General features: G+C 61.2%; 22 protein-coding genes and 1 tRNA gene. 13 read left to right on the forward strand and 10 right to left on the reverse strand.

Annotation, left to right across the window (positions count from 1 at the left end):
• Position 1: 1 nt before the first annotated feature.
• On the reverse strand, positions 2-499 hold the full coding sequence (locus AW06_RS08255; RefSeq protein ID WP_034948510.1) for a C40 family peptidase: 498 nt from the start codon (positions 497-499) through the stop codon (positions 2-4).
• 48 nt (positions 500-547) lie between these two features.
• On the opposite strand from AW06_RS08255, the gene AW06_RS08260 reads away from it, so the two are divergent.
• From AW06_RS08260 to AW06_RS08315, 13 genes are all read left to right on the forward strand, one after another.
• On the forward strand, positions 548-1,999 hold the full coding sequence (locus AW06_RS08260; protein WP_034948513.1) for an NAD-dependent succinate-semialdehyde dehydrogenase: 1,452 nt from the start codon (positions 548-550) through the stop codon (positions 1,997-1,999).
• Positions 2,000-2,020: 21 nt separating this feature from the next.
• Complete coding sequence (locus tag AW06_RS08265) at positions 2,021-2,203, forward strand: hypothetical protein (protein WP_034948516.1); 183 nt, start codon at positions 2,021-2,023, stop codon at positions 2,201-2,203.
• A complete protein-coding gene (locus tag AW06_RS08270) occupies positions 2,200-3,948 on the forward strand; it encodes a SulP family inorganic anion transporter (RefSeq protein WP_273704517.1) in 1,749 nt (582 codons plus the stop codon). The genes AW06_RS08265 and AW06_RS08270 overlap by 4 nt, the downstream gene beginning before the upstream one ends.
• A gap of 310 nt (positions 3,949-4,258) precedes the next feature.
• Positions 4,259-4,396 carry a hypothetical protein gene (locus tag AW06_RS20195; RefSeq protein ID WP_273704518.1) on the forward strand — a complete coding sequence of 46 codons (138 nt, stop codon included), beginning with the start codon at positions 4,259-4,261 and terminating at the stop codon, positions 4,394-4,396.
• The gene (kdpF, locus tag AW06_RS08275; RefSeq protein ID WP_034948519.1) at positions 4,393-4,485 is read left to right on the forward strand and encodes a K(+)-transporting ATPase subunit F; all 93 of its coding nucleotides are present in this window, start codon (positions 4,393-4,395) and stop codon (positions 4,483-4,485) included. Before AW06_RS20195 ends, kdpF begins: the two co-directional genes overlap by 4 nt.
• A complete protein-coding gene (gene kdpA, locus AW06_RS08280; RefSeq protein ID WP_034948521.1) occupies positions 4,482-6,269 on the forward strand; it encodes a potassium-transporting ATPase subunit KdpA in 1,788 nt (595 codons plus the stop codon). Before kdpF ends, kdpA begins: the two co-directional genes overlap by 4 nt.
• 17 nt (positions 6,270-6,286) lie before the next feature.
• Positions 6,287-8,353 carry a potassium-transporting ATPase subunit KdpB gene (gene kdpB / locus AW06_RS08285; RefSeq protein WP_034948524.1) on the forward strand — a complete coding sequence of 689 codons (2,067 nt, stop codon included), beginning with the start codon at positions 6,287-6,289 and terminating at the stop codon, positions 8,351-8,353.
• A gap of 14 nt (positions 8,354-8,367) precedes the next feature.
• On the forward strand, positions 8,368-8,949 hold the full coding sequence (gene kdpC / locus AW06_RS08290; protein WP_034948527.1) for a potassium-transporting ATPase subunit KdpC: 582 nt from the start codon (positions 8,368-8,370) through the stop codon (positions 8,947-8,949).
• The gene (gene kdpD, locus AW06_RS08295; RefSeq protein ID WP_034948531.1) at positions 8,946-11,669 is read left to right on the forward strand and encodes a two-component system sensor histidine kinase KdpD; all 2,724 of its coding nucleotides are present in this window, start codon (positions 8,946-8,948) and stop codon (positions 11,667-11,669) included. Before kdpC ends, kdpD begins: the two co-directional genes overlap by 4 nt.
• On the forward strand, positions 11,666-12,358 hold the full coding sequence (gene kdpE / locus AW06_RS08300; protein WP_034948534.1) for a two-component system response regulator KdpE: 693 nt from the start codon (positions 11,666-11,668) through the stop codon (positions 12,356-12,358). The genes kdpD and kdpE overlap by 4 nt, the downstream gene beginning before the upstream one ends.
• Before the next feature lie 82 nt (positions 12,359-12,440).
• A complete protein-coding gene (locus tag AW06_RS08305; RefSeq protein ID WP_034948537.1) occupies positions 12,441-13,490 on the forward strand; it encodes a tRNA-dihydrouridine synthase in 1,050 nt (349 codons plus the stop codon).
• 63 nt (positions 13,491-13,553) lie between these two features.
• Positions 13,554-14,234, forward strand: a complete 681-nt coding sequence (locus AW06_RS08310; RefSeq protein WP_034948539.1) for a methyltransferase domain-containing protein — start codon at positions 13,554-13,556, stop codon at positions 14,232-14,234.
• Between the two features lie 84 nt (positions 14,235-14,318).
• Positions 14,319-14,392, forward strand: a tRNA-Gly gene (locus AW06_RS08315).
• 237 nt (positions 14,393-14,629) lie between these two features.
• On the opposite strand, the gene AW06_RS08320 is transcribed toward AW06_RS08315, so the two are convergent.
• The 9 genes from AW06_RS08320 to AW06_RS20205 all read right to left on the reverse strand — a co-directional run bounded on the left by AW06_RS08320 (position 14,630) and on the right by AW06_RS20205 (position 26,663).
• A complete protein-coding gene (locus AW06_RS08320) occupies positions 14,630-16,510 on the reverse strand; it encodes an MFS transporter (protein ID WP_034948541.1) in 1,881 nt (626 codons plus the stop codon).
• 146 nt (positions 16,511-16,656) lie between these two features.
• Positions 16,657-18,219 (reverse strand): AMP-binding protein, encoded by a 1,563-nt coding sequence (locus AW06_RS08325; RefSeq protein ID WP_046536355.1) that lies wholly within the window; start codon positions 18,217-18,219, stop codon positions 16,657-16,659.
• 366 nt (positions 18,220-18,585) lie between these two features.
• A complete protein-coding gene (pyk, locus tag AW06_RS08330; protein ID WP_034948544.1) occupies positions 18,586-20,001 on the reverse strand; it encodes a pyruvate kinase in 1,416 nt (471 codons plus the stop codon).
• A gap of 1,114 nt (positions 20,002-21,115) precedes the next feature.
• Positions 21,116-22,249 (reverse strand): tetratricopeptide repeat protein, encoded by a 1,134-nt coding sequence (locus AW06_RS20200; RefSeq protein ID WP_273704519.1) that lies wholly within the window; start codon positions 22,247-22,249, stop codon positions 21,116-21,118.
• A gap of 19 nt (positions 22,250-22,268) precedes the next feature.
• Entirely contained in the window at positions 22,269-23,153 is an 885-nt protein-coding gene (locus tag AW06_RS08345) for an AAA family ATPase (RefSeq protein ID WP_324577252.1), read from the reverse strand.
• Positions 23,128-24,906: a secretin N-terminal domain-containing protein gene (locus AW06_RS08350; RefSeq protein ID WP_246149017.1), complete on the reverse strand. Its 1,779-nt coding sequence runs from the start codon at positions 24,904-24,906 to the stop codon at positions 23,128-23,130. Before AW06_RS08350 ends, AW06_RS08345 begins: the two co-directional genes overlap by 26 nt.
• A complete protein-coding gene (locus AW06_RS08355) occupies positions 24,903-25,283 on the reverse strand; it encodes a hypothetical protein (RefSeq protein ID WP_273704520.1) in 381 nt (126 codons plus the stop codon). The genes AW06_RS08350 and AW06_RS08355 overlap by 4 nt, the downstream gene beginning before the upstream one ends.
• Positions 25,268-25,951, reverse strand: a complete 684-nt coding sequence (gspM, locus tag AW06_RS08360; protein WP_034948550.1) for a type II secretion system protein GspM — start codon at positions 25,949-25,951, stop codon at positions 25,268-25,270. The genes AW06_RS08355 and gspM overlap by 16 nt, the downstream gene beginning before the upstream one ends.
• 4 nt (positions 25,952-25,955) lie before the next feature.
• The gene (locus tag AW06_RS20205; protein WP_138678808.1) at positions 25,956-26,663 is read right to left on the reverse strand and encodes a PilN domain-containing protein; all 708 of its coding nucleotides are present in this window, start codon (positions 26,661-26,663) and stop codon (positions 25,956-25,958) included.
• Positions 26,664-26,822: the final 159 nt, after the last annotated feature.

Consider the following 26,822-nt stretch of genomic DNA (forward strand, 5'->3'; position numbering starts at 1 on the left):
CCTAGTCGAAGTAGCTGCGCGCAGTCTCGAAGCGCTGCGCGAAGTAGCGTGCGCCGAGCTGGTCGATGCGCACTCGACCGTTGCTCGACGGCGCGTGAATGAAACGGTCATCACCAATGTACACCCCGACATGCGAGAAAGCGGCGTTGCGGGTGTTGAAGAAGACCAGGTCGCCGGGGCGCAGGCCCGCACGTTCGACCGGACGACCCCGGCGGGCGATGTCGGCGGCGCTGCCACTGACCCGAAGCCCCGCCGCGCGTCCGTAGATGTACGACACCATACCGCTGCAGTCCAGACCCGCTTCCGGGTTCTTGCCGCCGAAACGGTAGCCGGTGTCGAGCAGACTGAGCGCAAAGAGCACCACGTCGTTGCCTTTGGGGCTGCTCGCCGGGGGGCGCTCGGCAGGTTGATGCGCCGGCGCCTGTGGCGCAGGCGGCTTGCTGGCACAGGCTGCCAGCAGCAGAGAGAAGAAGCCGGCGATGAGCAGGTGGACACGCATGCTGCACAGTATAAACTGTAGCCCTCAAGATTATTACCGGGGAAAGCCATGCACCTGACCGATCCGCGCCTGCTGCGCTCGAACTGCTATGTCGATGGTCGCTGGGAAGCCGCCGACGACGGCCGCACTTTTACCGTCCGGGACCCGGCAAGTGGCGAAACGCTGGGTGAAGTACCCTGGATGACGGCCACCGAGACGGCACGCGCGATCGCCGCCGCGGCCGCGGCGCTGCCGGCCTGGCAGGCAAAGATGGCGAAGCAGCGGGCGACCGTCCTGCGCCACTGGTATGAACTGATCGTCGCCAACGCCGAGGATCTCGCGCAGCTGATGACCGCCGAGTGTGGCAAGCCGATTGCCGAGGCGCGCGGCGAAGTAGCTTACGGCGCCGCCTTTGTCGAATGGTTTGCCGAGGAAGGCAAGCGCGCCTACGGCGAATCGATTCCGAGTCCGGCCAATGATCGGCGCTTGCTGACCATTCGCCAGCCGGTCGGGGTCTGTGCGGCGATCACACCCTGGAACTTTCCGCTGGCGATGATCACCCGCAAGGTCGCGCCGGCGCTTGCCGCCGGTTGCACGGTGGTGGTCAAACCCGCCGAGCAGACGCCGCTGACGGCACTGGCCCTGGCGCGTCTGGCGCACGACGCGGCGCTACCGGCAGGGGTGTTCAATGTACTGACCGGCGACCCGGCGGCAATCGGCGGCGCGCTGACGGCCAGCCCGGTGGTCCGCAAGCTCTCGTTCACCGGTTCGACCGAGGTTGGTCGCCTGTTGATGGCGCAGTGCGCGCCGACGATCAAGAAACTCTCGCTTGAACTTGGCGGCAATGCGCCGTTCATCGTTTTCGACGACGCCGATGTCACCGCAGCGGTCGCAGGAGCGATCGTCGCCAAATATCGCAACACTGGTCAGACCTGCGTCTGCGCCAACCGACTGCTGGTCCAGGACGGGATCTATGATCGCTTCGTTGAAGAGCTGAGCAGGCGCGTGCAGTCGCTCAAGGTCGGACCGGGCTGTGATGAAAGCACTCTGCAGGGACCGCTGATCGATGCCGCAGCGCTGGCCAAGGTCGAGGAACATATCGCCGATGCCGTCGCCGGCGGCGCGCGCGTGCTCACCGGCGGTAGCCGGCACGGGCTCGGCGGCCATTTTTTCACACCGACGGTACTGGCCGACGTAACGCCGGCAATGCGTATCGCACGCGAAGAGACCTTCGGTCCGGTGGCGCCGGTGTTCAGGTTCTCGAGCGAGGCACAGGCGATCAATATGGCTAACGATACCGAGTTTGGTCTCGCCGCCTATTTCTATACCCGCGACGTCGCGCGCTGCCTGCGCGTGGGCGAAGCGCTCGAATACGGCATGATTGGCATCAACACCGGTCTGATCTCGAATGAGGTGGCCCCTTTCGGCGGTGTCAAACAGTCCGGCGTCGGCCGCGAGGGATCAAAGCATGGGCTCGACGAATACCTCGAGATCAAATATCTCTGCTTCAGCACGGTCTGAAGCCGTGAACCGGGCGAGAAAATGAAACTCGTCATCAACCTGTTGCTGAGCAGCCTGATCGTTGCCACGATCTTTGGATGGCGGGTGCTGTTCAGGCAGCGGGCTGCGTTCATTGTTGATGGGGGTCGGGACTTCCCCCCGAACGATGCGGGAAATCGCTGGGTTTCCCATACTTCGCCATTCTGCCTGGAGCTACGCCGATGAATCCTGCGCATTTTCTCAAGTACCTGCTGTCTGGTCTGCCGCTGCTCTCGACCCTGAGAGAGTATCGGCTGGCCTGGCTCAGCAAGGATGCGATCGCCGGGCTTTCGGCCTGTATCGTGTCGATTCCGTCGGTCATCGCCTATGCCGAACTGGTCCACCTGCCCCCGATTACGGGACTGTACGCGGCGCTCGCGGCGGCCATCGGCTATGCCCTGTTTTCCAGTTCACGTCACGTCATCGCCGGACCGGATGCCGCCATCGGACTGCTGGCCGGTTCGGCGATCCTGCCGCTGGCGGCAGGCGATCCGGCGCGTATCGTCTCCCTCGCAGCCGTCCTCGGCATACTTTCAGGGGGGGTGTTGCTGCTCGCCGCACGCCTCAAGCTGGGCGTCATTGCCGACCTGTTGTCGCGCCCGGTGTTGATCGGTTACCTCAACGGTGCCTCGCTGGTCCTGATCGCCACCCAACTTGGCAAGATGTTCCGTATCAAGACCGAGGGTGAGGAATTCTTCGAATTGGTCTTTACGATCATTGCGCAATTGGCGCAGACGCATCTGCCGACCTTTGTGTTCGGCGTCTTGCTGGTTGGCTTGCTGATCGGACTTGCGCGGTGGTTTCCTCGCGTCCCCGGCGCACTGGCAGTCTGCGCGGTAGCGATCGCCGTCTCTTTCACCTTCGACCTCGGCAGCTACGGGGTGGCGCTGGTCGGCAGCGTGCCTTCGGGTATTCCCAGCCTGACGATCCCGACGTTTCATTGGTCGGATATCTCGGCGCTTGCCCCGGCCGCGGTCGCGATCGCCTTTCTGGCCTTTTCGGACGGGATTCTCCTGGCACAGACCTTCGCCGAAAAAAATGGCTATGAAGTTCGCCCGAATCGCGAACTGGTGGCACTTGGTTCAGCAAACATCCTGGCCGGCTTGTGGCAAGGTTTTCCAGTGTCCGCCAGCCAGTCACGGACCTCGATCGTCGATTCGGCCGGTGGCAAGTCGCAGGTGGCACAGTTGCTGGTCGCGGTGGGCTTGCTGCTGTTCCTGTTCTTTCTGACCGGCTTGATTGCCTTGTTGCCGAAGGTGGCGCTTGGCGCGATTCTGATCGTGACCGCTTTCGGGATGCTGGAAGTGGCGCCGCTCACAGGCCTGTACAAGATTGATCGGGTCGAGTTCGGCATTGCCATGGGTGTGACCCTGGCAATCCTGATCGCGGGGGTGGTCCCGGGGATCATTCTCGGTTTGCTGCTATCGCTGATTTCGGTGCTCGTAGAAGTCTCACGTCCCGACGATGCAGTTCTTCGCCGCTTGGTCAGCGACGGCAAGTTCCACCATTGCATGGGTGACGAAGAGGCAGAAAGCGTCCCTGGCCTGCTGGTCTATAGGCTTTACGCACCGTTGATCTTTGCCAATGCTCGGCATGTGATGACGCGCATCCGGACACTGGTCGACGAGGCCGATCATCCGGTCAAGTGGCTGGTGATCGACGCACAGGCGATTCACGACATGGACGTCACCGCTGCTCAACGCTTTGCCGAATTGCACCGGGAGCTGGCCGAGGACGGGGTTGACATCAAGATTGCCGATGCGCCACGGCCATTCCTCGAAGAACTTGCCAAGGTTGGACTTTCCGAGGAAATCGGCCGCGGGGATTTCTTCGGGTCGGTCAAAAAAGCGGCCGAGGCCTTCGAACAGATGTATGGTCCGAAGGGGCCGCGAGCCAACAACATGGATCAAACAGCAGGTCAGCACCGTTGACGGTGAGCACACTCACGGCTTCTCTCACGCTCGAGTCGGCTTTCTTCAGCAGAACATTGCGAAAACACCCTCACCAGTCCAGTAACTGCTCGGGTCGTGCAGCCATCCGCAGAGATGGGGGCACCACCACCGCCGCCAACGCTCACTGATCATGGCGCGATCAAGCATTGAACCACGGATGGTGAGCCAATGCCTTGGGACCGTGCCTTTGCAACGCAGAGACCACACGCCATCGGAGTAGCGACCCCCCCATTTGTTTACCGAAATTTAATAGCCAGCCCCCCCGGTTTTTCAGAATCTTGAACTCTGCTTGCCTATCATTCTCGATGTCAAAGACATCCACATGGAGGCGAATATGGATTTCATTTATCTTGCAGGGATTGCTCTGTTCTTCGTCCTGATGGCAGCGTTTGGCGTCGGTTGCGCCCGGCTTGGGGGAACGATATGAGCATTTCCCAGATCATTAGCGCCGTCGTCGCGGTCGCGCTGCTCGTTTACCTGATCGCGGCGCTCCTCCATCCGGAAGACTTTTCATGAGCCACCATGCCTGGCTTCTCCTGGGGCTTTATGTGGCCATTCTCATGGCAGTGGTCAAACCTCTCGGCAATTACATCGCCAATGTGATGGAAGGCCGCAGCCTGGCGTTACGGCTTGGCGGCGGCATCGAGTCCGTGTTCTACCGCCTGTGTAGCGTCGACAAGGAAGAGGAAATGGGTTGGCTCAAGTACGCTCTCGCCCTGCTACTCTTCAATGTCCTTGGCGTCCTGGGCGTCTATGGCCTGCAACGCTTACAGATCTGGCTGCCGCTCAATCCGAAGGCAATGGCCAACGTCAGTCCGGATTCGTCCTTCAACACGGCCATCAGTTTCGCCACCAATACCAATTGGCAAGGCTATGCCGGCGAGTCCACCATGAGCTACCTTACCCAGATGCTGGGTCTCACGGTGCAGAATTTTTTCTCGGCCGCAACCGGCATGGTCGTCGCCATTGCCTTGATCCGCGGCTTCGCGCGCCACGCCACCAAGACCCTTGGCAACCCCTGGGTGGATCTGACGCGCATCACGCTCTACGTGTTGCTGCCGCTTGCCTTCGTCTTCGCCATCTTTCTGGTCAGTCAGGGCGTGATCCAGAACTTTGACCCTTACCAGGACATCACGACTCTCGAAGTCACGAAGTACGAAAACCCCAGGACCGGTCCCGACGGTCAAGCGCTGAGGGACGACCAAGGCAATGCACTGACTGAACCTGCCGAGACGCAGACGCAGACGCTGCCCATGGGTCCGGTCGCCTCGCAAGAAGCGATCAAGATGCTCGGCACCAATGGCGGCGGTTTCTTCAACGCCAATTCGGCGCATCCGTACGAGAATCCGACGCCGCTGTCCAACTTCGTGCAGATGCTGACGATATTCCTGATTCCTGGCGCCCTCTGCCTGACCTTCGGCCGCATGGTCGGCGACACGCGCCAGGGCTGGGCAGTACTCGCGGCGATGACGCTGATGTTCGTGGTCATGGCCGTCATCGCCATGCACTACGAGCAAGCGGGCAATCCGCTGCTCGGCAGGCTCGGCGTCGATATCGGCGCCGGCAATATGGAAGGCAAGGAAACACGCTTCGGCACCGCCGACTCCGGGCTATTCGCCACCCTCACGACACTGGCCTCCTGCGGTGCGGTCAATGCCATGCATGATTCCTTCACGCCCATGGGCGGCTTCGTGCCTCTGTGGAACATGATGCTCGGCGAAGTGGTGTTCGGCGGGGTCGGATCCGGTCTCTACGGCATGCTGCTGTTTGCCGTCATGGCGGTGTTTATCGCTGGCCTGATGATCGGCCGCACGCCGGAATACCTGGGCAAGAAGATCGAGGCCTACGAGATGAAGATGGTGTCCATCGCCATTCTCATCACTCCCTTCCTGGCATTGGTCGGCACCGCCACCGCCGTGATCACGGCGGACGGCCTGGCCGGCATCGCCAATCCGGGACCGCACGGCTTCTCGGAGATCCTTTACGCCTTCACCTCGGCAGCCAACAACAACGGTAGCGCTTTCGCCGGGCTTTCCGCCAACACGCCGTTCTATAACGTCATGACGGCCATCGCCATGTGGTTTGGCCGCTTTGGCGTGATCGTGCCGGTGCTGGCGCTGGCCGGTGCACTGGCCGCAAAAAAGCGCATTGCCGCATCGGCCGGCACCCTGCCCACCCATGGCCCGCTATTCGTCGTGTTGCTGATCGGCACCGTGGTGCTGGTCGGCGCACTCAACTACGTCCCCGCTTTGGCTCTGGGGCCGGTGATCGAGCATCTGACGCTGTTCGCCGCCTACTGAGCGCAAGGAGAAACCTCATGTCCCACAAGAGCCTCGCCATGTTCGATCCGGTCTTGGTGAAGCCGGCGATCGTCGATTCCTTCTGCAAGCTCAATCCTGCCGTGCAGTGGCGAAATCCGGTGATGTTCGTCGTCTATGTCGGCAGCCTTCTGACCACTGCGCTGTGGGTTCAGGCCCTGGGAGGTGCTGCTGATGCTCCGGCCGGATTCATCCTCGCCATCGCCCTGTGGTTATGGTTTACGGTACTGTTCGCCAACTTCGCCGAGGCGCTGGCCGAGGGACGCAGCAAGGCACAGGCGGCCAGCCTGCGCGGTCTCAAGAAGGAGACATGGGCGAAGAAGCTCAAGGGTTCGCACGCCACCGCAGAGTGGACCACCGTTTCGGCCACCGATCTGCACAAGGGTGACTTCGTCCTGGTACATGCCGGTGAAATCATCCCGGCCGACGGCGAGGTCATCGAGGGCGTTGCCTCGGTGGACGAATCGGCCATCACCGGCGAGTCCGCGCCAGTGATCCGCGAATCCGGCGGCGACTTCTCGGCCGTCACCGGCGGCACGCGCGTGCTGTCGGACTGGATCGTGGTGCGTGTGACGGTGAACCCCGGCGAGACCTTCGTCGACCGCATGATCGCCATGGTCGAAAACGCGAAGCGTCAGAAGACCCCGAACGAGATTGCTCTGACCATCCTGCTGGTGGCGCTGACGATCGTGTTTCTCGTCGTCACGGTGACCTTGCTGCCCTACTCGATGTTCAGCGTCGATGGTTCGCAGGCGGGTACGCCGATCAGCATCACCGTCCTGATCGCCCTGCTGGTCTGTCTGATTCCGACCACCATCGCCGGACTGCTCTCGGCCATCGGTGTCGCCGGCATGAGCCGCATGATGCAGGCCAACGTAATCGCCACTTCCGGCCGGGCCGTCGAGGCGGCTGGCGACGTCGATGTGCTGTTGCTCGATAAGACGGGCACCATCACCCTGGGGAATCGTCAGGCGTCCGCCTTCCTGATGGCCGAACGAGTGAGCGAAGCCGAACTGGCCGATGCCGCCCAGCTTGCCTCCCTGGCGGACGAAACACCAGAAGGTCGCAGCATCGTCGTGCTCGCCAAGCAGAAGTTCAATCTGCGTGAACGTGACATCCACGCGCTAAATGCCAGCTTCGTCCATTTCTCAGCCCATACCCGCATGAGCGGCGTCGATCTCGGCGACCGGCAGATTCGCAAGGGTGCGGCCGGAGCCATCTCCAGCCACGTCGAATCGCTGGGCGGCAGCTTTCCGGCGTTGGTGACGACCCTCGTCGACGAGGTGGCCCGGCGGGGCAGCACACCACTGGTGGTGGCCGATGGCGCAAGAGTGCTCGGGGTTGTCGAACTCAAGGATGTCGTCAAGGGCGGCATCAAGGAGCGTTTCGCCGAACTGCGCCGCATGGGCATCAAGACGGTGATGATCACCGGCGACAACCGCCTCACGGCGGCCGCGATCGCTGCCGAGGCCGGGGTCGACCATTTTCTCGCCGAAGCCACCCCGGAAAACAAACTGGCGCTGATCCGTCAGCATCAGTCGGAGGGCCGCCTGGTGGCCATGACCGGCGATGGCACCAACGATGCGCCGGCGCTGGCCCAGGCCGATGTGGCCGTGGCCATGAATACCGGCACGCAGGCAGCCAAGGAGGCCGGCAACATGGTCGATCTCGACTCCAACCCGACCAAGCTGATTGAAATCGTCGAGACGGGCAAGCAAATGCTGATGACGCGTGGTTCGCTCACCACCTTCAGCATCGCCAATGACGTTGCCAAGTATTTCGCCATCATTCCGGCGGCCTTCATCACCACCTATCCGCAGCTCGCGGCACTGAACATCATGCGCCTCGCGAGCCCGGCCTCGGCCATTCTCTCGGCGGTGATCTTCAATGCGCTGATCATCATGTTCCTGATCCCGTTGGCGCTGAAGGGCGTCAGATATCGACCGCTCGGCGCCACCATACTGCTTCGCCGCAACCTGCTTGTCTATGGTCTGGGTGGCCTCGTCACTCCATTCATCGGTATCAAGCTGATCGACCTGATCATCGCGGGCACCGGACTGGCATGAGGAAGGAGAACACCATGAACGATCTCTTGCGTCCTGCCGCCAGCCTGTTCGTGCTGCTGTCCGCGCTGACCGGCATTGCCTACCCGATGGTGCTGACTGGCATCGCCCAAGCACTGTTTCCCGACGCCGCCAGTGGCAGTGTGCTCTTCAGGGACGGCACCCCGGTCGGTTCACGTTTGATCGGCCAGAACTTCTCCTCGCCGAAATACTTCTGGGGCAGGCCGTCGGCAAGCTCCCCGCAGCCTTACAACGGCACCGCCTCGGGTGGCTCGAACCAGGGCCCGCTCAATCCGGCGCTAATCGAAGCAGTCACGACCCACATCGCCGCCCTCAAGGTAGCCGACCCGGACAATTCACAAGCGATTCCGGTCGACCTGGTCACCGCCTCGGCCAGTGGCCTTGATCCCCACATCAGTCCTGCCGCTGCCCGCTACCAGGTCACGCGTGTGGCCAAGGCGCGCGATCTGTCCATAGCGCACCTGACGGCCATCATTGAGGCGCATACTGAAGACCGGCAATGGGGTGTTTTCGGAGAGCCGCGCGTCAACGTGCTCAAACTCAACCTCGCACTCGATGCGGAACACTCATACCAATGACCGACCAACGCCCCGATCCGGACGAACTTCTCTCCCGCATCAAGGAAGAGGAAACCCGGGCTGCTCGCGGCAAGCTCAAGATCTTCTTTGGCGCCTCGGCTGGTGTCGGCAAGACCTACGGGATGCTGTGTGCAGCGCAACAACAGGCCCAGCAGGGTACGGACGTCGTCATCGGCGTGGTGGAAACCCATGGCAGGAAGGAAACGGAAGCGCTGGTCGCCGGCCTCGAAAGCATCCTGCGCAAGGAAGTTCCTCATAACGGAACGGTGTTGGAGGAGTTCGATATCGACGCTGCCCTGGCGCGCAAACCGGCGTTGATCCTGGTTGACGAACTGGCCCATTCGAATGTCGCCGGCTCGCGTCACCCCAAGCGCTGGCAGGACGTGGAGGAACTGCTCTGCGCAGGGATCGATGTCTATTCCACTATCAACGTCCAGCACCTCGAAACACTCAGCGACGTGGTCGGCAGCATCGCTGGCATCCGCGTCTGGGAGACTGTGCCGGACCACGTCTTCGACGCCGCCGACGAAGTCGTCCTCGTTGACCTGCCGCCCGACGAGCTGTTGCAGCGGCTCAAGGAGGGCAAGGTCTATCTGCCGCTCCAGGCTGAACGGGCGATCCGGAACTTCTTCCGTAAAGGCAACCTGATCGCCCTGCGCGAACTCGCGCTGCGTCGCACCGCCGACCGTGTCGACAGCCAGATGATCCAGTACCGGCGCGACAATTCGGTTGCGCCGGTTTGGCAGACTCGCGAGTCGCTGCTTGCCTGCATCGGCCCGGGCGACCACAACGACCGCATCATTCGCAGTGCGGCGCGTATCGCGACGAAACTGGACGTTCCCTGGCATGTCATCTACGTCGAGACGCCCGAACTTCGGCATCTTTCCGGGAATCAGCGCGAGCGCATCCTCAAGAACCTGAAACTCGCGCAGGATGCGGGGGCCGACACCGCCAGCCTTTCGGGTCGTGGTGCGGTCGATACGATCATCGACTATGCGCGCGACCATAATCTGGCCAAGATCATCGTTGGACGTGACCATGCTCGTATCTGGCAACCCTGGTATCGATCGTTCGCCGAACGTATCGGCAAGCGTGCACCCGATCTCGATGTTATCCAGGTGGCGCGTGAAGAAGGTCACTCCGACCAGCGCAGGGAAGAATCGACTGACGAGTCGCTGCTCGACCGCCTGAAGGCGCCGTGGCAATCGTTCGCCATGAGCGCGCTCTTCTGCGCGCTGGCTACGCTGATCGCCATGCCGCTGCATACGCTGTTTGACCTCGCCAATATTGCCATGCTGTTCCTGCTGGCCGTCGTGCTGGCGGCCGTGCGCTATGGTCTCGGCCCCGCGGTCGCCGCATCATTTCTGAACGTCGCTGCTTTCGATTTCTTCTTCGTACCCCCGCGTTTTTCATTCGCGGTGAGCGACGTACAGTATTTGATGGTCTTTTCGGTCATGCTCGCCGTCGGCCTCGTCACCGCCAAGCTGACAGCGGGCCTCAAGTTCCAGGCGCGCGTCGCCAGTCACCGCGAGCAGCGCGTACGGGCGCTCTACGAGATGTCACGTGACCTTTCCGGAGCGCTGATGCCGGAGCAGATCGCGGAAATCTGCGAGCGTTTCGCGGCAACGGGTTTTGGCGCACGCGCCGCCATCGTGCTGGCCGATGACGATAATCGCCTACACGATCCCATCGCTGTTTCCGGCGGCGTATTGACCGTCGACCCAGGCATCTGCCAATGGGTCTTCGACCACGGAGCCGAGGCCGGTTGCGGCACCGATACCCTGGCCGGAAGCCCGCTGCTGTATCTGCCGCTCAAGGCGCCGATGCGCACGCGCGGGGTGCTGGCCCTGGCGCCGCGCCATCCGGGCCGTCTCATGGCGCCCGAGCAACGGCGCCTGCTCGATACCTTTGCCCGGCTGCTCGCCATCGCGCTTGAGCGTCTGCATTACGTGACCGTGGCACAGACGACCACGGTGCAGATGGAATCGGAGCGCTTGCGCAACTCGCTGCTGTCGGCGATCTCCCACGACCTGCGTACTCCGCTTTCGGCCTTGGTCGGACTCGCTGATGCCATGTTCCTGACGCAGCCGGCGCCCACGCCGGAACAGGCCGATATTGCCGCCTCGATGCGCGAAGAGGTGCTGCGCATGCATTCCCAGGTCAACAACCTGCTCGACATGGCGCGTCTGCAAGCCGGCGCGGTCAGGCTCAACCGGCAATGGCAGCCATTGGAAGAAGTCGTTGGCAGTGCGCTCAAGGCGGCAGCCGCTGTTCTCGTACAGCATCGCGTGTCCGTGCACCTGCCCGATGACCTGCCGCTGCTGGAGCTGGATGCCGTACTGATCGAACGGATGTTGGTGAACTTGCTAGACAATGCAGCGAAATACACGTCGCCCGGCTGCGTCATAGAAATCGGCGCGGCGCCCGGCGAGAGTGGCAACATTGACATCTGGGTGGCAGACAATGGCCCTGGTTTGCCGACCGGAAAAGAAGAACAAATCTTCAAAAAATTCGAGCGCGGCAAGAAGGAAAGCGCCATACCAGGTGTCGGCCTTGGACTGGCCATCTGCCGCGCCATCATCGAGGCGCATGGCGGCAACATCCATGCTGAAAACCGTCGCGATGGAGGCGCACGCCTGGTATTCTCGTTGCCGCGCGGACATCCCCCGATCGTGGAAGTTGACGAGGATGGCGCAATTGCCGGCGAAATTCAGCGATGACCGAATCAACCCCAGTTGTTATTGTGGTCGAGGATGAGGCGAAGATTCGCCGCTTCGTCAGAATGTCGCTGGAGTCAGCGGGCTGTCAGGTATTCGAGGCGGACTCCGTCCAGCGCGGCCTCATCGAAACCGGTACACGCAAGCCGGACATGATGGTACTTGACCTGGGTCTGCCGGATGGTGATGGTCTGGAACTCATCCGAGATTTGCGAACCTGGTCGGATATTCCGGTCATCGTTCTTTCCGCACGTACTGCGGAAGCCGACAAGGTCGAAGCACTCGACGCAGGGGCCGATGATTACCTCATCAAGCCCTTCGGCACAGCCGAATTGCTGGCGCGCGTTCGCGCACAATTGCGACGCCGTACGCGCGTTCCTGGTTCCAGCAAGAGCGTCATCGAGTTCGGCAAGATCCGGATTGATTTCAGCCGCCGTGTGGTCGAGCGTGCAGGAGCACCACTGCACCTGACTCCGGTCGAGTACCGATTGCTGGCATATCTCACGAGCAACGCCGATTGTGTGCTGACACATCGGCAATTGCTGAAGAACGTCTGGGGGCCGGCACACGCTGAAGACAATCACTATGTGCGGGTATATATGGCCCACTTGCGCAAGAAGATAGAAGACGATCCCTCGCAACCCAAACACATTCTCACCGAGGCAGGCGTTGGGTATCGCTTCGTCATCTAGTAGCACAGCCAACGCCATCTCGGCGATGTTCAGCCAACGGACATGCCTCGAGGTGGAGTTACGAAAAAATCTATAATTGGACATGGGAAAATTGCTGCTGGCACCAATGGAGGGTCTGGTCGACGACATTCTGCGCGACGTTCTGACGCGTGCCGGCACTTACGATCTGGCGGTGAGCGAGTTCATCCGCGTGTCGGGCAGCCTGTTGCCGATTCGGGCTTTCCGCCGCATCTGTCCCGAACTTTCGCATGCCAGCCGCACCCGAGCGGGTACCCCAGTGGTCGTGCAGCTGCTGGGGAGTGACCCGGCCTGTCTGGCCGAGAACGCGGCGCAACTGGTCGAGCTGTCACCGGCAGGAATTGATCTCAACTTTGGTTGCCCGGCGCCAACGGTCAACCGTCACGGCGGCGGCGCTTCCTTGCTCGCCAATCCCGATCAGATGTTCCGCATCGCTGCTGCTGTCAGGCGTGCGATCCCGCAGGCCATCCCATTCAGCGCCAAGATGCGGCTCGGAATCAGCGACACGGCGAGGACGCTGGATTGCGCACGGGCGCTGGCGGCGGGCGGCATTGTATCGCTGGTGGTGCATGCACGCACAAAAACCGAGGCTTATCGACCGCCAGCACACTGGGAATGGGTGGCGCGCATCAGCGAGGTCGTACAGCTGCCGGTGGTTGCCAACGGTGAGGTCTGGACAACCGATGACCATTGCCGCTGCTGTGCGGTGAGCACCCGCCAGGATGTGATGATCGGACGTGGTGCGGTCGCCGATCCCTTTCTCGCCGAGCGCATTCGTGCGCTGTCGGTAGGTATGGTGATCGCCACCGATCGTTCGCACGACTGGTGCCGACTGCTGCCGCTACTGGCTTCATTCTGGCAGCAGGTCTGTGCCAAAGTCTCGGCACGCCATGCGCCAGGTCGCCTCAAGCTCTGGCTGGGGGCGCTGCGGCGGAATTTCGTCCAGGCCGAGGCGCTGTTCATTGCGGTTCGGTCGCGACGCAGCGTTGCTGAAGTCACGCGCGAGCTGCTGCGACATGGCGTGCCGGTGCTGCCAGCGATCGATTATTGTGAAAGTCGCGTCAGCGACTCACGACCCCTCCCTCTCCACTTGCGGGAGAGGGAACGGGGGTGAGAAACGGTCATGGCGTTCATCATCCGCTGTGTCTCGATTTGCGATGACCGTTAGGGCCACTCGATGTACGGCAACTCCCGCATTCCTGCAAGCACCCAGACCGACATTCACCCGCATCTGTCGATGCTGCTCGCTCGTCATGCCAGCACCTCTTTTCTCAAACCGTACGCCGACTACAATCGCGCCGCATTCACGGCGAGCCTGGAACGTTACCAGCGTGTGGCAGCAGGGAGGCCGTTGATCCTCGATTCGTGCTGCGGGGTTGGAGAGAGCAGCCGGATTCTTGCCAGGGCATTTCCGGACCATTACGTGATCGGAGTGGACCAGTCGGCAGTGCGGTTGGCACGCGGACAACGCTGCCAGCAGGAGGGTTTCGGGTGGCCGGCCAATCTCGATCTGGTGCGTGCCGACGTCGTCGATTACTGGCGTTTGCTACACGCGGCGGGTATTCGGCTCAATCGTCACTACCTTCTTTATCCCAATCCCTGGCCGAAGATCACCCAACTGCGCCGACGTTGGCATGGCCATCCGGTTTTTCCGGCGCTGCTCGGGCTTGGCGGGGTGCTTGAGTGCCGGAGCAACTGGCCGGTCTATTTGTCGGAATTCTGCTTTGCGTTGCAGCAGATGACACAACACGCGGCGGTGTTCGAGCCGTACCTTCCGGATCCGCCGATGACCCCGTTCGAACGCAAATACTTGGCTTCCGGCCATCGCCTGTACCGTACCCGCATCGATCTGGTTTGAGACCGTTTGTGCAGACCGCGGTCCGAAATCGCCTGATCGCCGCATTGTGGAGACGAGCACAACCATCGTAGAATAGAGGCCTTGGCGGGCGTCGTATAATGGTAATACCCTAGCTTCCCAAGCTAGAGCCGAGGGTTCGATTCCCTTCGCCCGCTCCACTCGTTTCAAGAGCTTCCACTTAAATCCAATGGATATGGCTTCTCTGGAAGTGGTGGAACTTTTTCGTTGCAAGTTGGCGATAAATATCCCGATAACTATCCCTTAGTTCGGTGTACGTACGCGTATCGGTCAACGAAAAACGGGCTATCCCCCGCGACAGCATGGATGGCCCGTGTGCTTGCCGGAATGATCAGGAACGGTCGGCGTTCCTCGGCAGAACATCCGGCTCCCGAAGCCTACTTCCAGTCACCCCGCAGGCCGGCAACAATCTCCTGCAGATGCTCGGGGGTTGCCGCCGCTGGGGCGACCGCCGTACCGACGACCAGCGCGATCTTCGAGAACAGGCCGCGGCGCAGAGGCTTGCTCATCGCTGGCCCGTCCTTGCGGCTGAAAAAGCTGCCCCACAGACCCTGCAGAGCCATCGGAATGATCGGCACCGGCGTACGTCCGACGATGCGCTGCACGCCTGGGCGAAATGGATAAAGATCGCCACTGTCGGTGATCCTGCCTTCCGGGAAAATCGCCACCAGTTCGCCTGCCGCGAGGGCACTCGCCACCTCTTCGAAAGCTGCTTCCATCATGACCGCATCGTCCCTGGCCGGGGCAATCGGGATGGCGCGCATATGGCGGAAGATCAGGCTGATCACCGGCATGCGGTAAATGCGGTAATCCATGACGAAACGGATCGGCCGCCGGCTTGCCGCCGCGATGACGATCGGGTCAACAAAGCTGACGTGGTTGCACACCAGCACCGCCGCCCCCTCCTCCGGGATGTTCTGCAGCCCGCGCTGCTGCAGGCGGTACACCGAGTGCACCAGCAGCCAGGCAATGAAGCGCAGCATGAACTCGGGTACCAGGCTGTAGATATAGACCGCCACCACAGCATTGCACAGCGCGGCAACGCCGAACAGCGCAGGAATCGAAAGTCCATCGCCGAGCAGTCCGGCGGCGGCCAGTGCGCCGCAGACCATGAACAGCGCGTTCAGGATGTTGTTCGCGGCGATGATCCGTGCCCGCTGCTCAGGTGCGCTGCGCAACTGGATCAGGGCATACAGCGGCACGATGAAAAAACCGCCGAACAGACCGAGTGCAAACAGGTCGAAGAGTACCCGCCAGGTGTGGTGCAGGGCGAGCAGGTTGGCGAGCGACAACGGCGCCCCGATCGGCAGCAGTGCCGGTGAAGCGAAGGCCAGGTCGATGCCGAAGAGCGTCAGACCGATCGAACCAAAAGGCACCAGACCGATTTCAACGTGCCCGGCAGACAAGCGCTCGCAGAGCAGTGACCCGAAACCGATGCCGATCGTGAAGATCGCCAGCAACAAGGTCACCGAGGTCTCGCTGCCCCCGAGCACGTTCTTCGCATAGGCTGGAAACTGCGCGAGGAACAGTGCGCCGTATAGCCAGAACCAGGAAATCCCGAGAATCGACAGAAAGACCGTCCGGTTCTGACGGGCAAAGCCGATGTTGCGCCAAGTCTCGGATAACGGATTGAGGCTGACGACCAGTTCCGGGACCGGTGCCGGCGCTGCCGGGATGCCACGGCTGCACAGATAACCCAAGACCGCGATCACCAGCCCCGCGATGGCCACCCATCCGGGATGCCCGGCCACGCCGGCAAGCAGGCCGCCGGCCAGGGTGCCGATCAGGATGGCCACGAAAGTGCCGGCCTCGACCAGCGCGTTACCTCCGACGAGTTCATCTTCGCGCAGGTGCTGCGGCAGGATCGCGTATTTGACAGGCCCGAACAGCGATGAATGCAGGCCAAGCAGAAACAATGCGCTCAATAGTACCGCCAGGCTGTGCGTCGAAAAGCCGAACAGAGCAACGCCCATGATGACAATTTCAAGCAGCTTCACCAGCCGCGCCAGCTTCGCCTTGTCGTACTTGTCGGCAAGTTGCCCGGCAGTGGCCGAAAACAGGAAAAACGGCAGGATGAAGATGCCGGCGGCAAGATTGGTCAACACCTCCGGCGCCAGCGTCGTCCAGTTCACCGCCTGAAAGGTGAGCAACACGATCAGCGCATTCTTGAACAGATTGTCGTTGAATGCCCCAAGAAACTGTGTAGCAAAAAAAGGGGCAAAGCGGCGAGTGTTGAGCAGAGCAAACTGGGAACTCATGCAGTCTTCCTAAAATGGGTGACCAGACAGGCCGCACACGGCCGACAGCTTGGCGGCCCGCAACCAAACCCCGAAACATCCTCCCGTCTCAGTCCTTCGTTTGAGCCGACGCGACGGGGATTCCCCCATGCGGACAGCCAATAGTTTTACCGCCGCCACCAGGCCAGATCGCGGCGCCGGACCTTGCCATTGGCGGTGCGCGGCAGACCGTCGGTGAAGATGACCTCGCGTGGACATTTGTAGGCCGCCAGATGTTCGTGGGCGTAAGCCAGCAGCGGTGCGGCGTCGAGCCCGTCGGGCTCGTCGGGATCGCGCGGCACCACGAAGGCGGCGATCACGCTGACCCCCTCGCGCACCCTAAGCTCGGTCACCGCCACTTCGGCCACCGCCGGGTGCTTGCTCAGGCAATGCTCCACCTCCAATGGCGACACCCGGTAGCCCATGGCGTTCATCATGTCGTCATTGCGACCATGATAGATCAGGTAGCCGTCAGCGTCGAAATGTACCAGGTCGCCACCGATGAACCACTCTCCCCGATAGACCAGTTCCTCCTCGTCCGGTCGCTTCCAGTAGCCGAGCATCAGGCCGGGATCGCTGCGATGCACCGCCAGCAGCCCGGTCTCACCCGGCGACAAGGGTTCTTCCCCCTCCTCGACCGGCAGCACCACCACGCAACGGCCCTGCTGGGGCTTGCCCGAGCTGCCCGGCCGTACCCCTACGCTGGGCGACGAGGAAATGTAGGTCGAGCATTCGCTCATCCCCAAAGCCTCGTACAGTTCCTTGCCGGTCGTCGTCCGCCACTGTTCGAGCAAAGCGCTGCCCAGTGCCTCGCCGGCGGTCAAGCCATGGCGCAAGCTCGACAGATCGAATGCGCGCAGATCGTTGTACTTCAGAATCTGCCGATACAGCCCTGGCACAGCCGCAAACAGGGTAGCCTGGAATTTCTCCATGAGCATCGGCCAGACCGTGATATCGCGAGGCCCGTTGTAGAGCACCGCGGTCGCGCCGTTGGCCCACGGATCGGTCAGACCGACCCCCAGCGTATAGGTCCAGTTGAACGCCCCGGTGTGCAGGACCACATCATCTTGGCGGATATCATACCAGCCTTGGTACATCGGTCGTCGTCCCCAGGCCGAGCGCTGGGCGTGCAACACGCCTTTGGGCTGGCCGGTGGTGCCGGAGGTGTAAATCAGAAAGGCCGGGTCGGCGGCGGCGGTATCGGCGTAATCGACGGCATCGTGGTGGGTTCGCAAGCGCGCAATGTCGGCGGGAGTCAACACGCGCACGTCCGGCGGTGGATGGATGGCCAACTCTTCCGACATGGCGACCATCTCGGCACCGGCATCTGCCAGCAGAAAATCCGCCTCCTCCTCGGTCAGTTGCGCTGAGGACGGCAACGGCACGCAACCGGCAGCAATCGCGCCGAAGAACAGCAGGGCGTAATCGCTGGTATTGCCCATGCGGATCATCAGCCGCGCTCCCGGGTCAAGGCCCCATGCACGCAGCCCAGCCGCCACTTGCCGGACGGTCTCGTCCAGTTGCCTGTAAGTCCAGCATTCGGCCCGTTCGGGCAGAGCCTTGGCGTCTGACACCACGACCAGTGCCACCTTATCCGGGGTATCGCGCGCGGCTGCCGCCAGACAGTAGCGCGCCATGTTGAAGCGTGTCGGCGGCAACTGGCCTGTGTAATGCCACCTATTTCTCACCATTCACCTTTACTTCCAGAAATCCGGCAGGAACAGCTACGGAGGGAGATTGCAAAGCACATCGTCAGCCCCCTCCGGGCATGGATGGCCAAGCCAGCATGGCCACAGCGCCGATCAGCGCGCAGGGAAAGCGCTGCAGGTGAACCGTATACTATCCAATAATCAATGATGATGGCAGTATCTATGCGACACCGGGATCAGCACTCCGGGGGAAACGGGGTCCATGGGAAGTCCGTTCTAGCGCGGGAGAACGGGGCCAGTTCCCGGTTGCGGCTTGACAATGGCGTGTAACTGGTCGGCACCTGACGACTTGAAACCGGATGTGTGATCAGCGAACTCAACCATCCGCTTGAGAACTGGACATGAACATCACACCCGAACGATACGCACGCTGTCGGTGCTGCCGGCACGCGGCCCGGCCGAGCCGAATACCAGTGCCACGAGATCGCCGTCACGGACGATGCCGGCAGCGCGCGCAGCGGCAATCGAGAGTCGCAGTTGCTCGCCACGGTCGGCATTCTCGGCGATCAGCAGTGGCTGCACACCCCATACCAGCGAGAGGCCACCCAGTACCGGCATGCCGTGTGAAATGCCGGCAATCGGGACCGTCGGTCGGAATGCCGCGACGCGATGGGCGGTATCCCCGCTGCGCGTTGGGCAAAGGATCGCGGCAACGCCGAGGTCTTCCGCTGCTTGCACCGCAGCGTGCGCCACCGCCCAAGCGACGCGGTCGGAGTCGGCGCCAACACTGGCGGCGGGATCGACACGCTGGCGCGGCCAGCCCTCGGCCGATTCGGCGACTTCACTCATCATGCGCACGGCTTCGTTCGGAAACAGGCCGACGGCGGTTTCTTCCGAGAGCATCAAGGCGTCGGTGCCATCGAGTACCGCGTTGGCCACGTCGTTCACTTCGGCACGCGTCGGTAACGGTGAGCGGGTCATCGACTCGAGCATCTGGGTGGCGGTGATCACCGGTTTGCCCGCCAAGTTGCAGAGACGGATGATCTCCTTCTGGAGCAAGGGCACTCGTCGTGCCGGCATCTGGATGCCGAGGTCGCCACGCGCGACCATGACCGCATCGGCAGCGTTGATGATGCCAGCAAGGTTGTCAACCGCCATTGCCGTCTCGATCTTGGGCACCAATGCCGGCCGCAGGCCACGCTTTGGAAGCTTGCTGCGCACCCTCTCGACGTCTTCTGCCCTGCGCACGAACGAGAGTCCGACAAAGTCCACCTTGGCGGCAATCGCCATCTCGAGTGCACGTGCATCGCGCGCTGTAAACGGCTCGACGTGACCTTCGGCACGCGGCAGGTGCATTCCTTTGCGCGAGCGCAGCATGCCACCGCGAACGACTTCGGTGCGCACGTCGTTGCCGACCGATTCTAGCACGCGCAGAACGATCTCACCGTCGGCGAGGTAGATGTCATCACCGTGACGCGCCCAATGCGCCAGGTCGGGCAAGGTCGTAGCGACATGTAAGGCATCCCCCTTGCCGTCGTCGCGGTCAGTGAGCATGAATTCCTGACCGGTCGCGAGTTCTACCGCATCGCCGAGCACCACACCGCTACGAATTTTCGGGCCAGGTAAGTCAACCAGCACCCCGACGGTGCGCCCGAGAAGCTGCGCCAGTTCACGCACCTGACGAGCATTATTGCTATGCGTTTGCATGTCGGCGTGCGCAGCGTTGAGCCGCACCACGTCGGTGCCAGCTGCGAGTAGCTGCCGCATGGACTCCGGCGAAGTGGTGGCTGGGCCAACCGTCGCCACAATCTTGGTTCGACGCATCAGGTCTCCTCAATCCTTTGAAAGGAGCGATTCTTCCGCATACCAACGCTTGAGATTTTGATCCAGCGCAAGTTTCGCCGCGATCCCGGGGGAAACACCCCAGCCGGCTTGGCGATGCCTGAAACCTTTGTCGTGCGTGCGTAGGTCGGGAAGTGGGAGTTCATCGGACTCAAGGGAATATCACTGCAGGAGGGAAATTGGCGACAAATTCGAGAACTCACCAAGCATCCTCTATGCCCATCGGGCGCATTCCGGCGTGCACGCCGGAATGCGCCGGACCAAGGAGGGAAAACGGTCATGACTTGCATGATCCGGGGTGTTTGATGATGTCATGACCGTTAGGTACGACTCCACTCTGAAGTGGTACGCTGCTCCGGCAAGGCCATTCAGGCGGAAGAGGCTGCTTCGCCCTTTGGACCTTGAGGTCCTGCCGGCCCCCTGGGACCAGCCGCTCCCTGAGCACCTTTGGCTCCTGGCGCACCCTGCGGCCCCGTGGCGCCCTCTTCACCCCGAGGTCCGCTGGGACCCATCGGTCCAGGGTCGCCTTTGAGGCCTGCCGGACCAGGGTCGCCCTTGGGTCCTCTTGGTCCAGGCTTGCCCTGCGGCCCCGCTTCGCCCTGCGGCCCTGCCGGGCCTTCCTTCAGACTAAGTTGTGCGCACTGCTCCTCCAACGCGGCAACGCGATTCTGCAGCAACTGCAATGGATCGACAGTTGCTGTCTGTGGCTTCTTTGCGTCCGCCTTAGCGGACTTATTCTTTTTCGACAATGTGGGTCTCCTCTCGTAATAGTGTGCGCGGAGTCACGCGACCGATAAACTCCGAGCATAGTAATACGCGCAAAGAAAAGGCCAGTCAATGGGCATATGAGTTGGTATAGCTCCGTGATATCGTGAAAACTGCCGGAAGGCCTCTAACGGTCATGACTTTTTCAGCCCCCCCGATCATGAAAGTCATGATCGTTTCCCTCCCTCTTGCCGGGCGGATTCAGGCTGGCACACCTGAATATCGCTTTCTGGGTACGGCGCATGCGGCGTGGAGCAGTGCTTTGCGAAACCCCGCCTTCGCCCACGCGAGGGAGAGAGGAGATTCGTGAGTCGCTGACGCGGCTTTCACATTAACGCAATTTCTGATCCACCCATCCTGTCAGCTCCGCGCTCAAGGTCCCGGCGGCCTTTGCCATGTGCAGGGCATCACGCGCCTCGGTTGAATGTCCCTCGGCCTCCAGCGCCAAAGCCAGACCCAGCCACCAGCGGCCATCTCCGGGTGCCAGCCGGGTTGCCACCCCATAATGTTCGGCCGCTTCCTTGTGGCGCCCGAGCCGTTGCAGGACATGTGCCGTGACTCCCTGATAATCGGCGTTATTTCCTGCAGCCGGAAGCGAATGATGAAGTGTTTGCCAGGCGCTGGCGAGATCCCCTCGATCGATCTGCAAACGTGCCAGAGTCATTGCCCAGCCGACCTGCTCCGGCTGCACGAGCAATCCTTCCTGCAATACCTGAACCGCTTCATCAGGCCGTGTGGCTTCAAGCAGGAGCCTGACCAGCACCTGTCGGGATGCTGAATGAGAACCGTCCAGTCGCAGCACCTTATGCAAACCCTCCATGGCTTCAGCAAGCGCTCCCTGATTGAGTAAGGCTATGGCCTTGCGGTACTCGGTCTCGGAACGGTCAGGTGACGAAACAAAGGGATCGGTTTTCTCGATGATCGGAATTCTGGCTGATCTGGCCCCCCCCTGCGGCGATAGCCACGAAAATGCAGGCAAAGCTTGCTCGATTGCGGCAACCTTGCTGCGGTCAGCAGCGAATCCAGTCTCTGGCACAATAGAAGCTGCAGGAGGTTTCGCTTCGCTCTGCTGCGCTGGCAGCCATTCCGAGAAGTAGGCGCTCCTCTGCGGACTGCCATTCATTGCCGCCAATCCTGTCGGGACCGCCGGACCAGCTTCAGGATTTTTCGGAGGTTCGTCCACAAGCGGTACAAGCGGTGGCGGAGAAGCCGCCGTCACCGCTGCCGGTGCGGGCACAAACGGCGGTACCCCTGACGAGGGGAACGGCGCTGCCTGCCGCACCTCCCAGAAATGAAAGGCCAGCCCGCCAGCCAGAAAAGCCAGCAAAAGCATTCCCAGGAGCAGCGGCAGACGTGAAGACTGTGACCTAGGCAGAGGACGCACGGCATTCGGCAGGATGCCGTCCACGCCCTGGGCTGCTCTGCGCTCATCAAGATCCTGCAGCATCTGGTTGAGCAGACTCATTGACATCCCATCGACATGATTATCCCCAAAACCATCCGAGGCGGCGCGCGCCCTCGGTATCCCTGCGTGCTATCCTGATGTGGCGCACCTTGACCAACTGGCGACCCTCGCCAAAAACCGACAGCAGTGACTTATGTGCCAGAATGTTGATCAGCCGTGGCGTTCCTCCACTGGCCCGATACAGTGCTCGTATTGCCGCGAGGGTGAACAGACCCTCGCCCCGGTAACCGGCGACCCGCAGGCGGTGCGCCAGATAGTTCCCGATCTCGCTGTTTTTCAGCCCTCCCAGGCGGTAGTGAAAAGCAATCCGCTGGAGCAGTTGTCGTACTTCCGGACGGTGCAGCTTGTCATCCAGTTCCGGTTGACCGAAGAGGGCGATCTGCAACAGCTTGCATTTCTCGGTTTCTAGGTTCGACAACAGGCGCAAGGCTTCCAACGATTCAAGCGGCATCGCCTGCGCTTCGTCGATACAGACGACAACGCGTTTATTCATTTGCGCATGCGCGAGCAGCAGATGGTTGATCCGCCGTATCAGATGATACTGATCCAGGCCACCGGCGTCATCGATGCCCAACTCCTCGGCCAGCGCCAGAAACAGGGTATTCGGCGCCAGATTGGGATTGGGCAGATACGCACTCACCCAGCTTTGGTCGAGCGTCTGCAACAGCCGACGACAGAGCAATGTCTTCCCGGTCCCGACTTCGCCGGTGATCTTGACGAACCCCTCTCCCGCGTTCAGTGCCAACAGCAGGGTGTTGAGCGCTTCCTGATGATGCTGGACCGAATAGGCAAAGCCGGTATCCGGGGTGATCCCGAAGGGCAGCTCGGTGAAGCCGAAATGATTCAGATACAACGCCGGATCCGGGGTGACGACATCATTACTGGCCGGCTTGTGGTCGGGCAAGGCGCGGATCAAGTTGCTGAATTCGACCCTGGGTCTCGATCAAGTCATCCTTCCAGCCTGAGTCATTGCGGATGATTGTGGGCTTGATGAGAATGACCAGTTCGCGTTTCCTCAGATGGCTGTCACGCGTTCCGAACAATAATCCCCAGGTCGATGAAGTGGTCGTACCGGGAAAGCCGTTGGCGTCTGACACCTGTTCCTGCTTCATCAAGCCGCCGATGGCGACGATGTTTCCGTCCTGCACCCGCACCACGCTATCGGTTTCATTGACCGCACTATTGGCCAACGGCAGCGTAAACACGCCCAGTGTGCCGAGGTCGATGACTTTCTGCTTCTCCTTCACCAGGCTGATCGATGGGTGAATATGCAGGACGATATTGTTCTCGCCATCGATCTGAGGTGTGACGTCCAGGGCAATGCCCGAGAAGAAAGGCTGCAGGGTAATGTTCGGCGTGGTCACGTTACTGTTTCCGGTCGAAGTGACCGTAGAACTCACATTGGTGACAAAGAATTCGTCGATGCCGACCTTGAGCACCGCTTTCTGATTGTTGATGCTGGCAATTCGCGGGCTCGACAACACCTGAACATTGCCCTGGGTTTCCAGAAAATTCAGCAGCGCCGCAAAGTTGGCGCTCTGAAAGGCCAGTCCGAAAAAACCGTTTCCCAGTCTGGTCGTGGCAGCAATCCCGCCAGCCCCGGGCAGAATACCCACGCCATTGCCGAAGATGGCCCCCACTCCGTTTTGCACTACATTCGACGCATCGAATCCTGCCCTGTTGGGGGTGTTCAGCACCGTTCCCGGCTGAACCGCCCCATAAGCAAAACGGTTGTTGCTGCCACCAAAATGGTTCCAGTTAACACCGGATTGGAACTCTTGGTTCAGTTCCACCTCGATGATCTTGGCTTCCAGCATCACCTGCCGCTCGACGATCAGTTGGGTAATGCGCAAGAAGTTCTCGACCGATCGAATTTCAGCCGGAAAAGCCTTGACCAGAACCACCCCGGAACCGGGGCTGACAATCACTGCACGTCCGTCCTGGGAACCGACCATGCTGGTCAGCGCATTGGTCAGATCATGCCAGAAGTCGCTGGTCTGTGTCGTCGAGATGTGGCTGCTCGGAGGCGTCGAGCCTGATCCCGTTGCTGATGTCCCTGCCGGCACGACAGGAGCGGGGCTTGCGGTGGTCGGATAGGAGGAGCCTGTGTTCTGTGGCTGATTGGTGGCCACCGAGCTCGAGATCACCCGCAGGTCGGACTGTCCCTGACGTTTCCCGGCAAGATAGTTGATCCGGAAGATACGCGTCTGGATCGTGTTGGGCTGAATATAGATGCGCGTTCCCTGGAACTTGAACTCGTAACCATACAGCTCCCGCAGCGTTTCCAGTGCTTCGCGCACCGTCACGTTTTTCAGGCGTACCGTCACGTTGCCGCTCACCTCTGGTGATACCAGCATGCTGTAAGGCGTGTTGCTGACCAGAGCCATGAATACCTGACTGGCAGGCGCGTTGACCAGGGCCAGATCAAAACGCGGCTCAACATTTTTCGCCGAATCAGGAAGGTCCAGCTGCAATGGCGGCAACATCGCCTGACTCAGCGCTTCGTCCATCCCCTTCGATCGGGCGCCCACGGCGCTCTGCATTTCCTGGCCGATCCGGTCAAAGGTGCTGCTGGCTCCAGGCGCTTTCTGGTTGATGGCGCAGCCGGCAAGCAGCAGTGCGACTGGCATGGCTAGCAGAATCAATCTGGAGTTCACGGCTTTTTCCCACTGGGTGCACCCTTGGCAGCAGGCGCGGTGACTGTCATCTTTTCGATGCCCGGCGTCAGCAACAAACGTTCGATACCGGCAGGCCCCTCGAGAACGGCTTCCCATTCGGTCAGTCTGATCAGGCGACGCTCGCCGTACCGCTGGCCGAGCCTGACCTGCTGCCCCCCGATCAGGGCAGTCGGTTTGCCCTGCTTCGGGATCATGACCGACTGCAACACCGGGCTGGTCACCTCCCCAGCCTCCGGCGTGTCCGCAGAGAGCCCAGGTGGCGGACGTGTCGGGTCCGACAGCGCCTGTGCCAGCGCAGGAAAAACTGCCAGAAGCGATGTCAACAGGACGACCAGGCGATTCATACGATCAGCCATGCCCGATCCAGACTGAGGGTGAATACGGTCAGCGTCAGCACCAGCCGGGGGTGCCGTTCGGCAGCCAGGATGGCGCTGCTCCACAGCAATTTCCGCCTGACCTGCTCCAGCCGCTCAAGATACGCTGCCAACTGCAGATAGCTGCCTTCCAGTTTGATTTCGACGCCATGCTTGAAGAGAACGGCATGCTTCGGCTTCCCTGCCGACTTTGCCGCTTCGTTTTCCTCGGCCCTGTCCGTCTTGTCCAGCAATGGGGCAACCGGCAGAGTTTTCAGACTGAGCAGACGCAAGCCGGTGTTGCGCCCGAGCATGTCTTCGAGTAATCCGGGCATGCGCTGCGCCGGCACCAGCGAACTTTCCATGATTTCAAGGCGACCGGCCATTTCTTCCAGTTGTCTTCTCAGATCGTCGACTTCGGCACGGGCGATGGCATCCGGGTCCTGTGCGGACGATTGCAATGCCGCCATCTGCGCCTGCAGGCCGGATATCTGTGCGCGCTGTTCGGCGATATGGCGATCTGCCCATTGCGAACGCTGCAGCGCCGGCTCGATGACCAGACTGTAGGCAAGCAGCACCATGCCACCGAGCACGGCAACCGCAATCAGCCAACGCTCGCGCCATTGCAGCGCATCATAGCGGGCAGCCAGTTTGAGCCATGGTTCCTTCATCGATTCACCGTTTCATACCCGCCTCGGCATTGCCGACATTTGCCGAGCGAAGAACGAACTCGACCAAATGGGGCAATTTTGGAACCGACCTGGGCTGAACTTCCGCACGCAGGGATTTTTCAGACAAACGGGACTCGCCAGCCTGCTCCGGTGCCGGTTGCTCCGGATCAAGCTCCCGCATTTCTAGTGCCGCGAAATGACGCCCCTGAAATACAGGCTCGCGACTCAGGCGCTGTACATAAACCGGTAACTTCGCCGGATCAAGCAGGCGTCCCTGAATTTCGATTTCCCCGTTTCCCGTCACCCGAAATCCCGTGAGCCATAAATCGGTTTGCGATTGCCGCGCGAATCCGGTCATCAAACCGGAAAATCCATCGGTTTTGCCCAGCTTGCCCGAATCCAGGACCTCGATGACTTCCCTGGAAGCGGCCAGCATGGCTTTCGTGCTTTCCCGTTCGGCGATCAGTCCCGCCGAGACCTGTCGCTGCGCAAACAGCTTGATGGATGCCTTCAATCGCTCCTGTTCCTCGGTCAACTGCTGCTGTGCGGCCAGGGCAGCAGCCGATTTGCGGTTGGCTTCCGAGCGGACCCATAGCGACAGCGCCGTCATCAGCACCAGCAAGGCCAGGACGCAAATCCCGAGATTACGCCCTGTGGCCAGTTCGTGACGGGGTCGCAAGCGTGCTTCGTAGAGGTTGATCTGCTGATTCACGCCGATCCCTCTCCGGTACGCAATGCGGCACCAATCGCCAGGAGATGCCTTGCCTGATACTGGAGGTCGTTTAGGTGATCTCCGCCACTCCTTATACCAAGCAAGCCGGTCGGATCAAGATGTCCCACTTGGGTAGAAGCGGGTTTCGTTCCAGTCTGG

This window comes from Candidatus Accumulibacter cognatus (genome assembly GCF_000584975.1).
GTDB lineage: Bacteria > Pseudomonadota > Gammaproteobacteria > Burkholderiales > Rhodocyclaceae > Accumulibacter > Accumulibacter cognatus.

What these genes read in the sequence shown, in the direction of transcription:
- AW06_RS08255 (WP_034948510.1), bottom strand. Translation starts at nt 499, where the DNA reads ATGCGTGTCCACCTGCTCATCGCCGGCTTCTTCTCTCTGCTGCTGGCA.
- AW06_RS08270 (WP_273704517.1), top strand. Translation starts at nt 2,200, where the DNA reads ATGAATCCTGCGCATTTTCTCAAGTACCTGCTGTCTGGTCTGCCGCTG.
- kdpB (WP_034948524.1), top strand. Translation starts at nt 6,287, where the DNA reads ATGTCCCACAAGAGCCTCGCCATGTTCGATCCGGTCTTGGTGAAGCCG.
- gspM (WP_034948550.1), bottom strand. Translation starts at nt 25,951, where the DNA reads ATGAAGGAACCATGGCTCAAACTGGCTGCCCGCTATGATGCGCTGCAA.
- AW06_RS08325 (WP_046536355.1), bottom strand. Translation starts at nt 18,219, where the DNA reads ATGGTGAGAAATAGGTGGCATTACACAGGCCAGTTGCCGCCGACACGC.
- AW06_RS08310 (WP_034948539.1), top strand. Translation starts at nt 13,554, where the DNA reads ATGTACGGCAACTCCCGCATTCCTGCAAGCACCCAGACCGACATTCAC.
- AW06_RS08265 (WP_034948516.1), top strand. Translation starts at nt 2,021, where the DNA reads ATGAAACTCGTCATCAACCTGTTGCTGAGCAGCCTGATCGTTGCCACG.
- kdpE (WP_034948534.1), top strand. Translation starts at nt 11,666, where the DNA reads ATGACCGAATCAACCCCAGTTGTTATTGTGGTCGAGGATGAGGCGAAG.
- AW06_RS08260 (WP_034948513.1), top strand. Translation starts at nt 548, where the DNA reads ATGCACCTGACCGATCCGCGCCTGCTGCGCTCGAACTGCTATGTCGAT.
- AW06_RS20200 (WP_273704519.1), bottom strand. Translation starts at nt 22,249, where the DNA reads ATGAGTCTGCTCAACCAGATGCTGCAGGATCTTGATGAGCGCAGAGCA.
- pyk (WP_034948544.1), bottom strand. Translation starts at nt 20,001, where the DNA reads ATGCGTCGAACCAAGATTGTGGCGACGGTTGGCCCAGCCACCACTTCG.
- AW06_RS08305 (WP_034948537.1), top strand. Translation starts at nt 12,441, where the DNA reads ATGGGAAAATTGCTGCTGGCACCAATGGAGGGTCTGGTCGACGACATT.
- kdpD (WP_034948531.1), top strand. Translation starts at nt 8,946, where the DNA reads ATGACCGACCAACGCCCCGATCCGGACGAACTTCTCTCCCGCATCAAG.
- AW06_RS08320 (WP_034948541.1), bottom strand. Translation starts at nt 16,510, where the DNA reads ATGAGTTCCCAGTTTGCTCTGCTCAACACTCGCCGCTTTGCCCCTTTT.
- AW06_RS08355 (WP_273704520.1), bottom strand. Translation starts at nt 25,283, where the DNA reads ATGGCTGATCGTATGAATCGCCTGGTCGTCCTGTTGACATCGCTTCTG.
- kdpF (WP_034948519.1), top strand. Translation starts at nt 4,393, where the DNA reads ATGAGCATTTCCCAGATCATTAGCGCCGTCGTCGCGGTCGCGCTGCTC.
- kdpA (WP_034948521.1), top strand. Translation starts at nt 4,482, where the DNA reads ATGAGCCACCATGCCTGGCTTCTCCTGGGGCTTTATGTGGCCATTCTC.
- kdpC (WP_034948527.1), top strand. Translation starts at nt 8,368, where the DNA reads ATGAACGATCTCTTGCGTCCTGCCGCCAGCCTGTTCGTGCTGCTGTCC.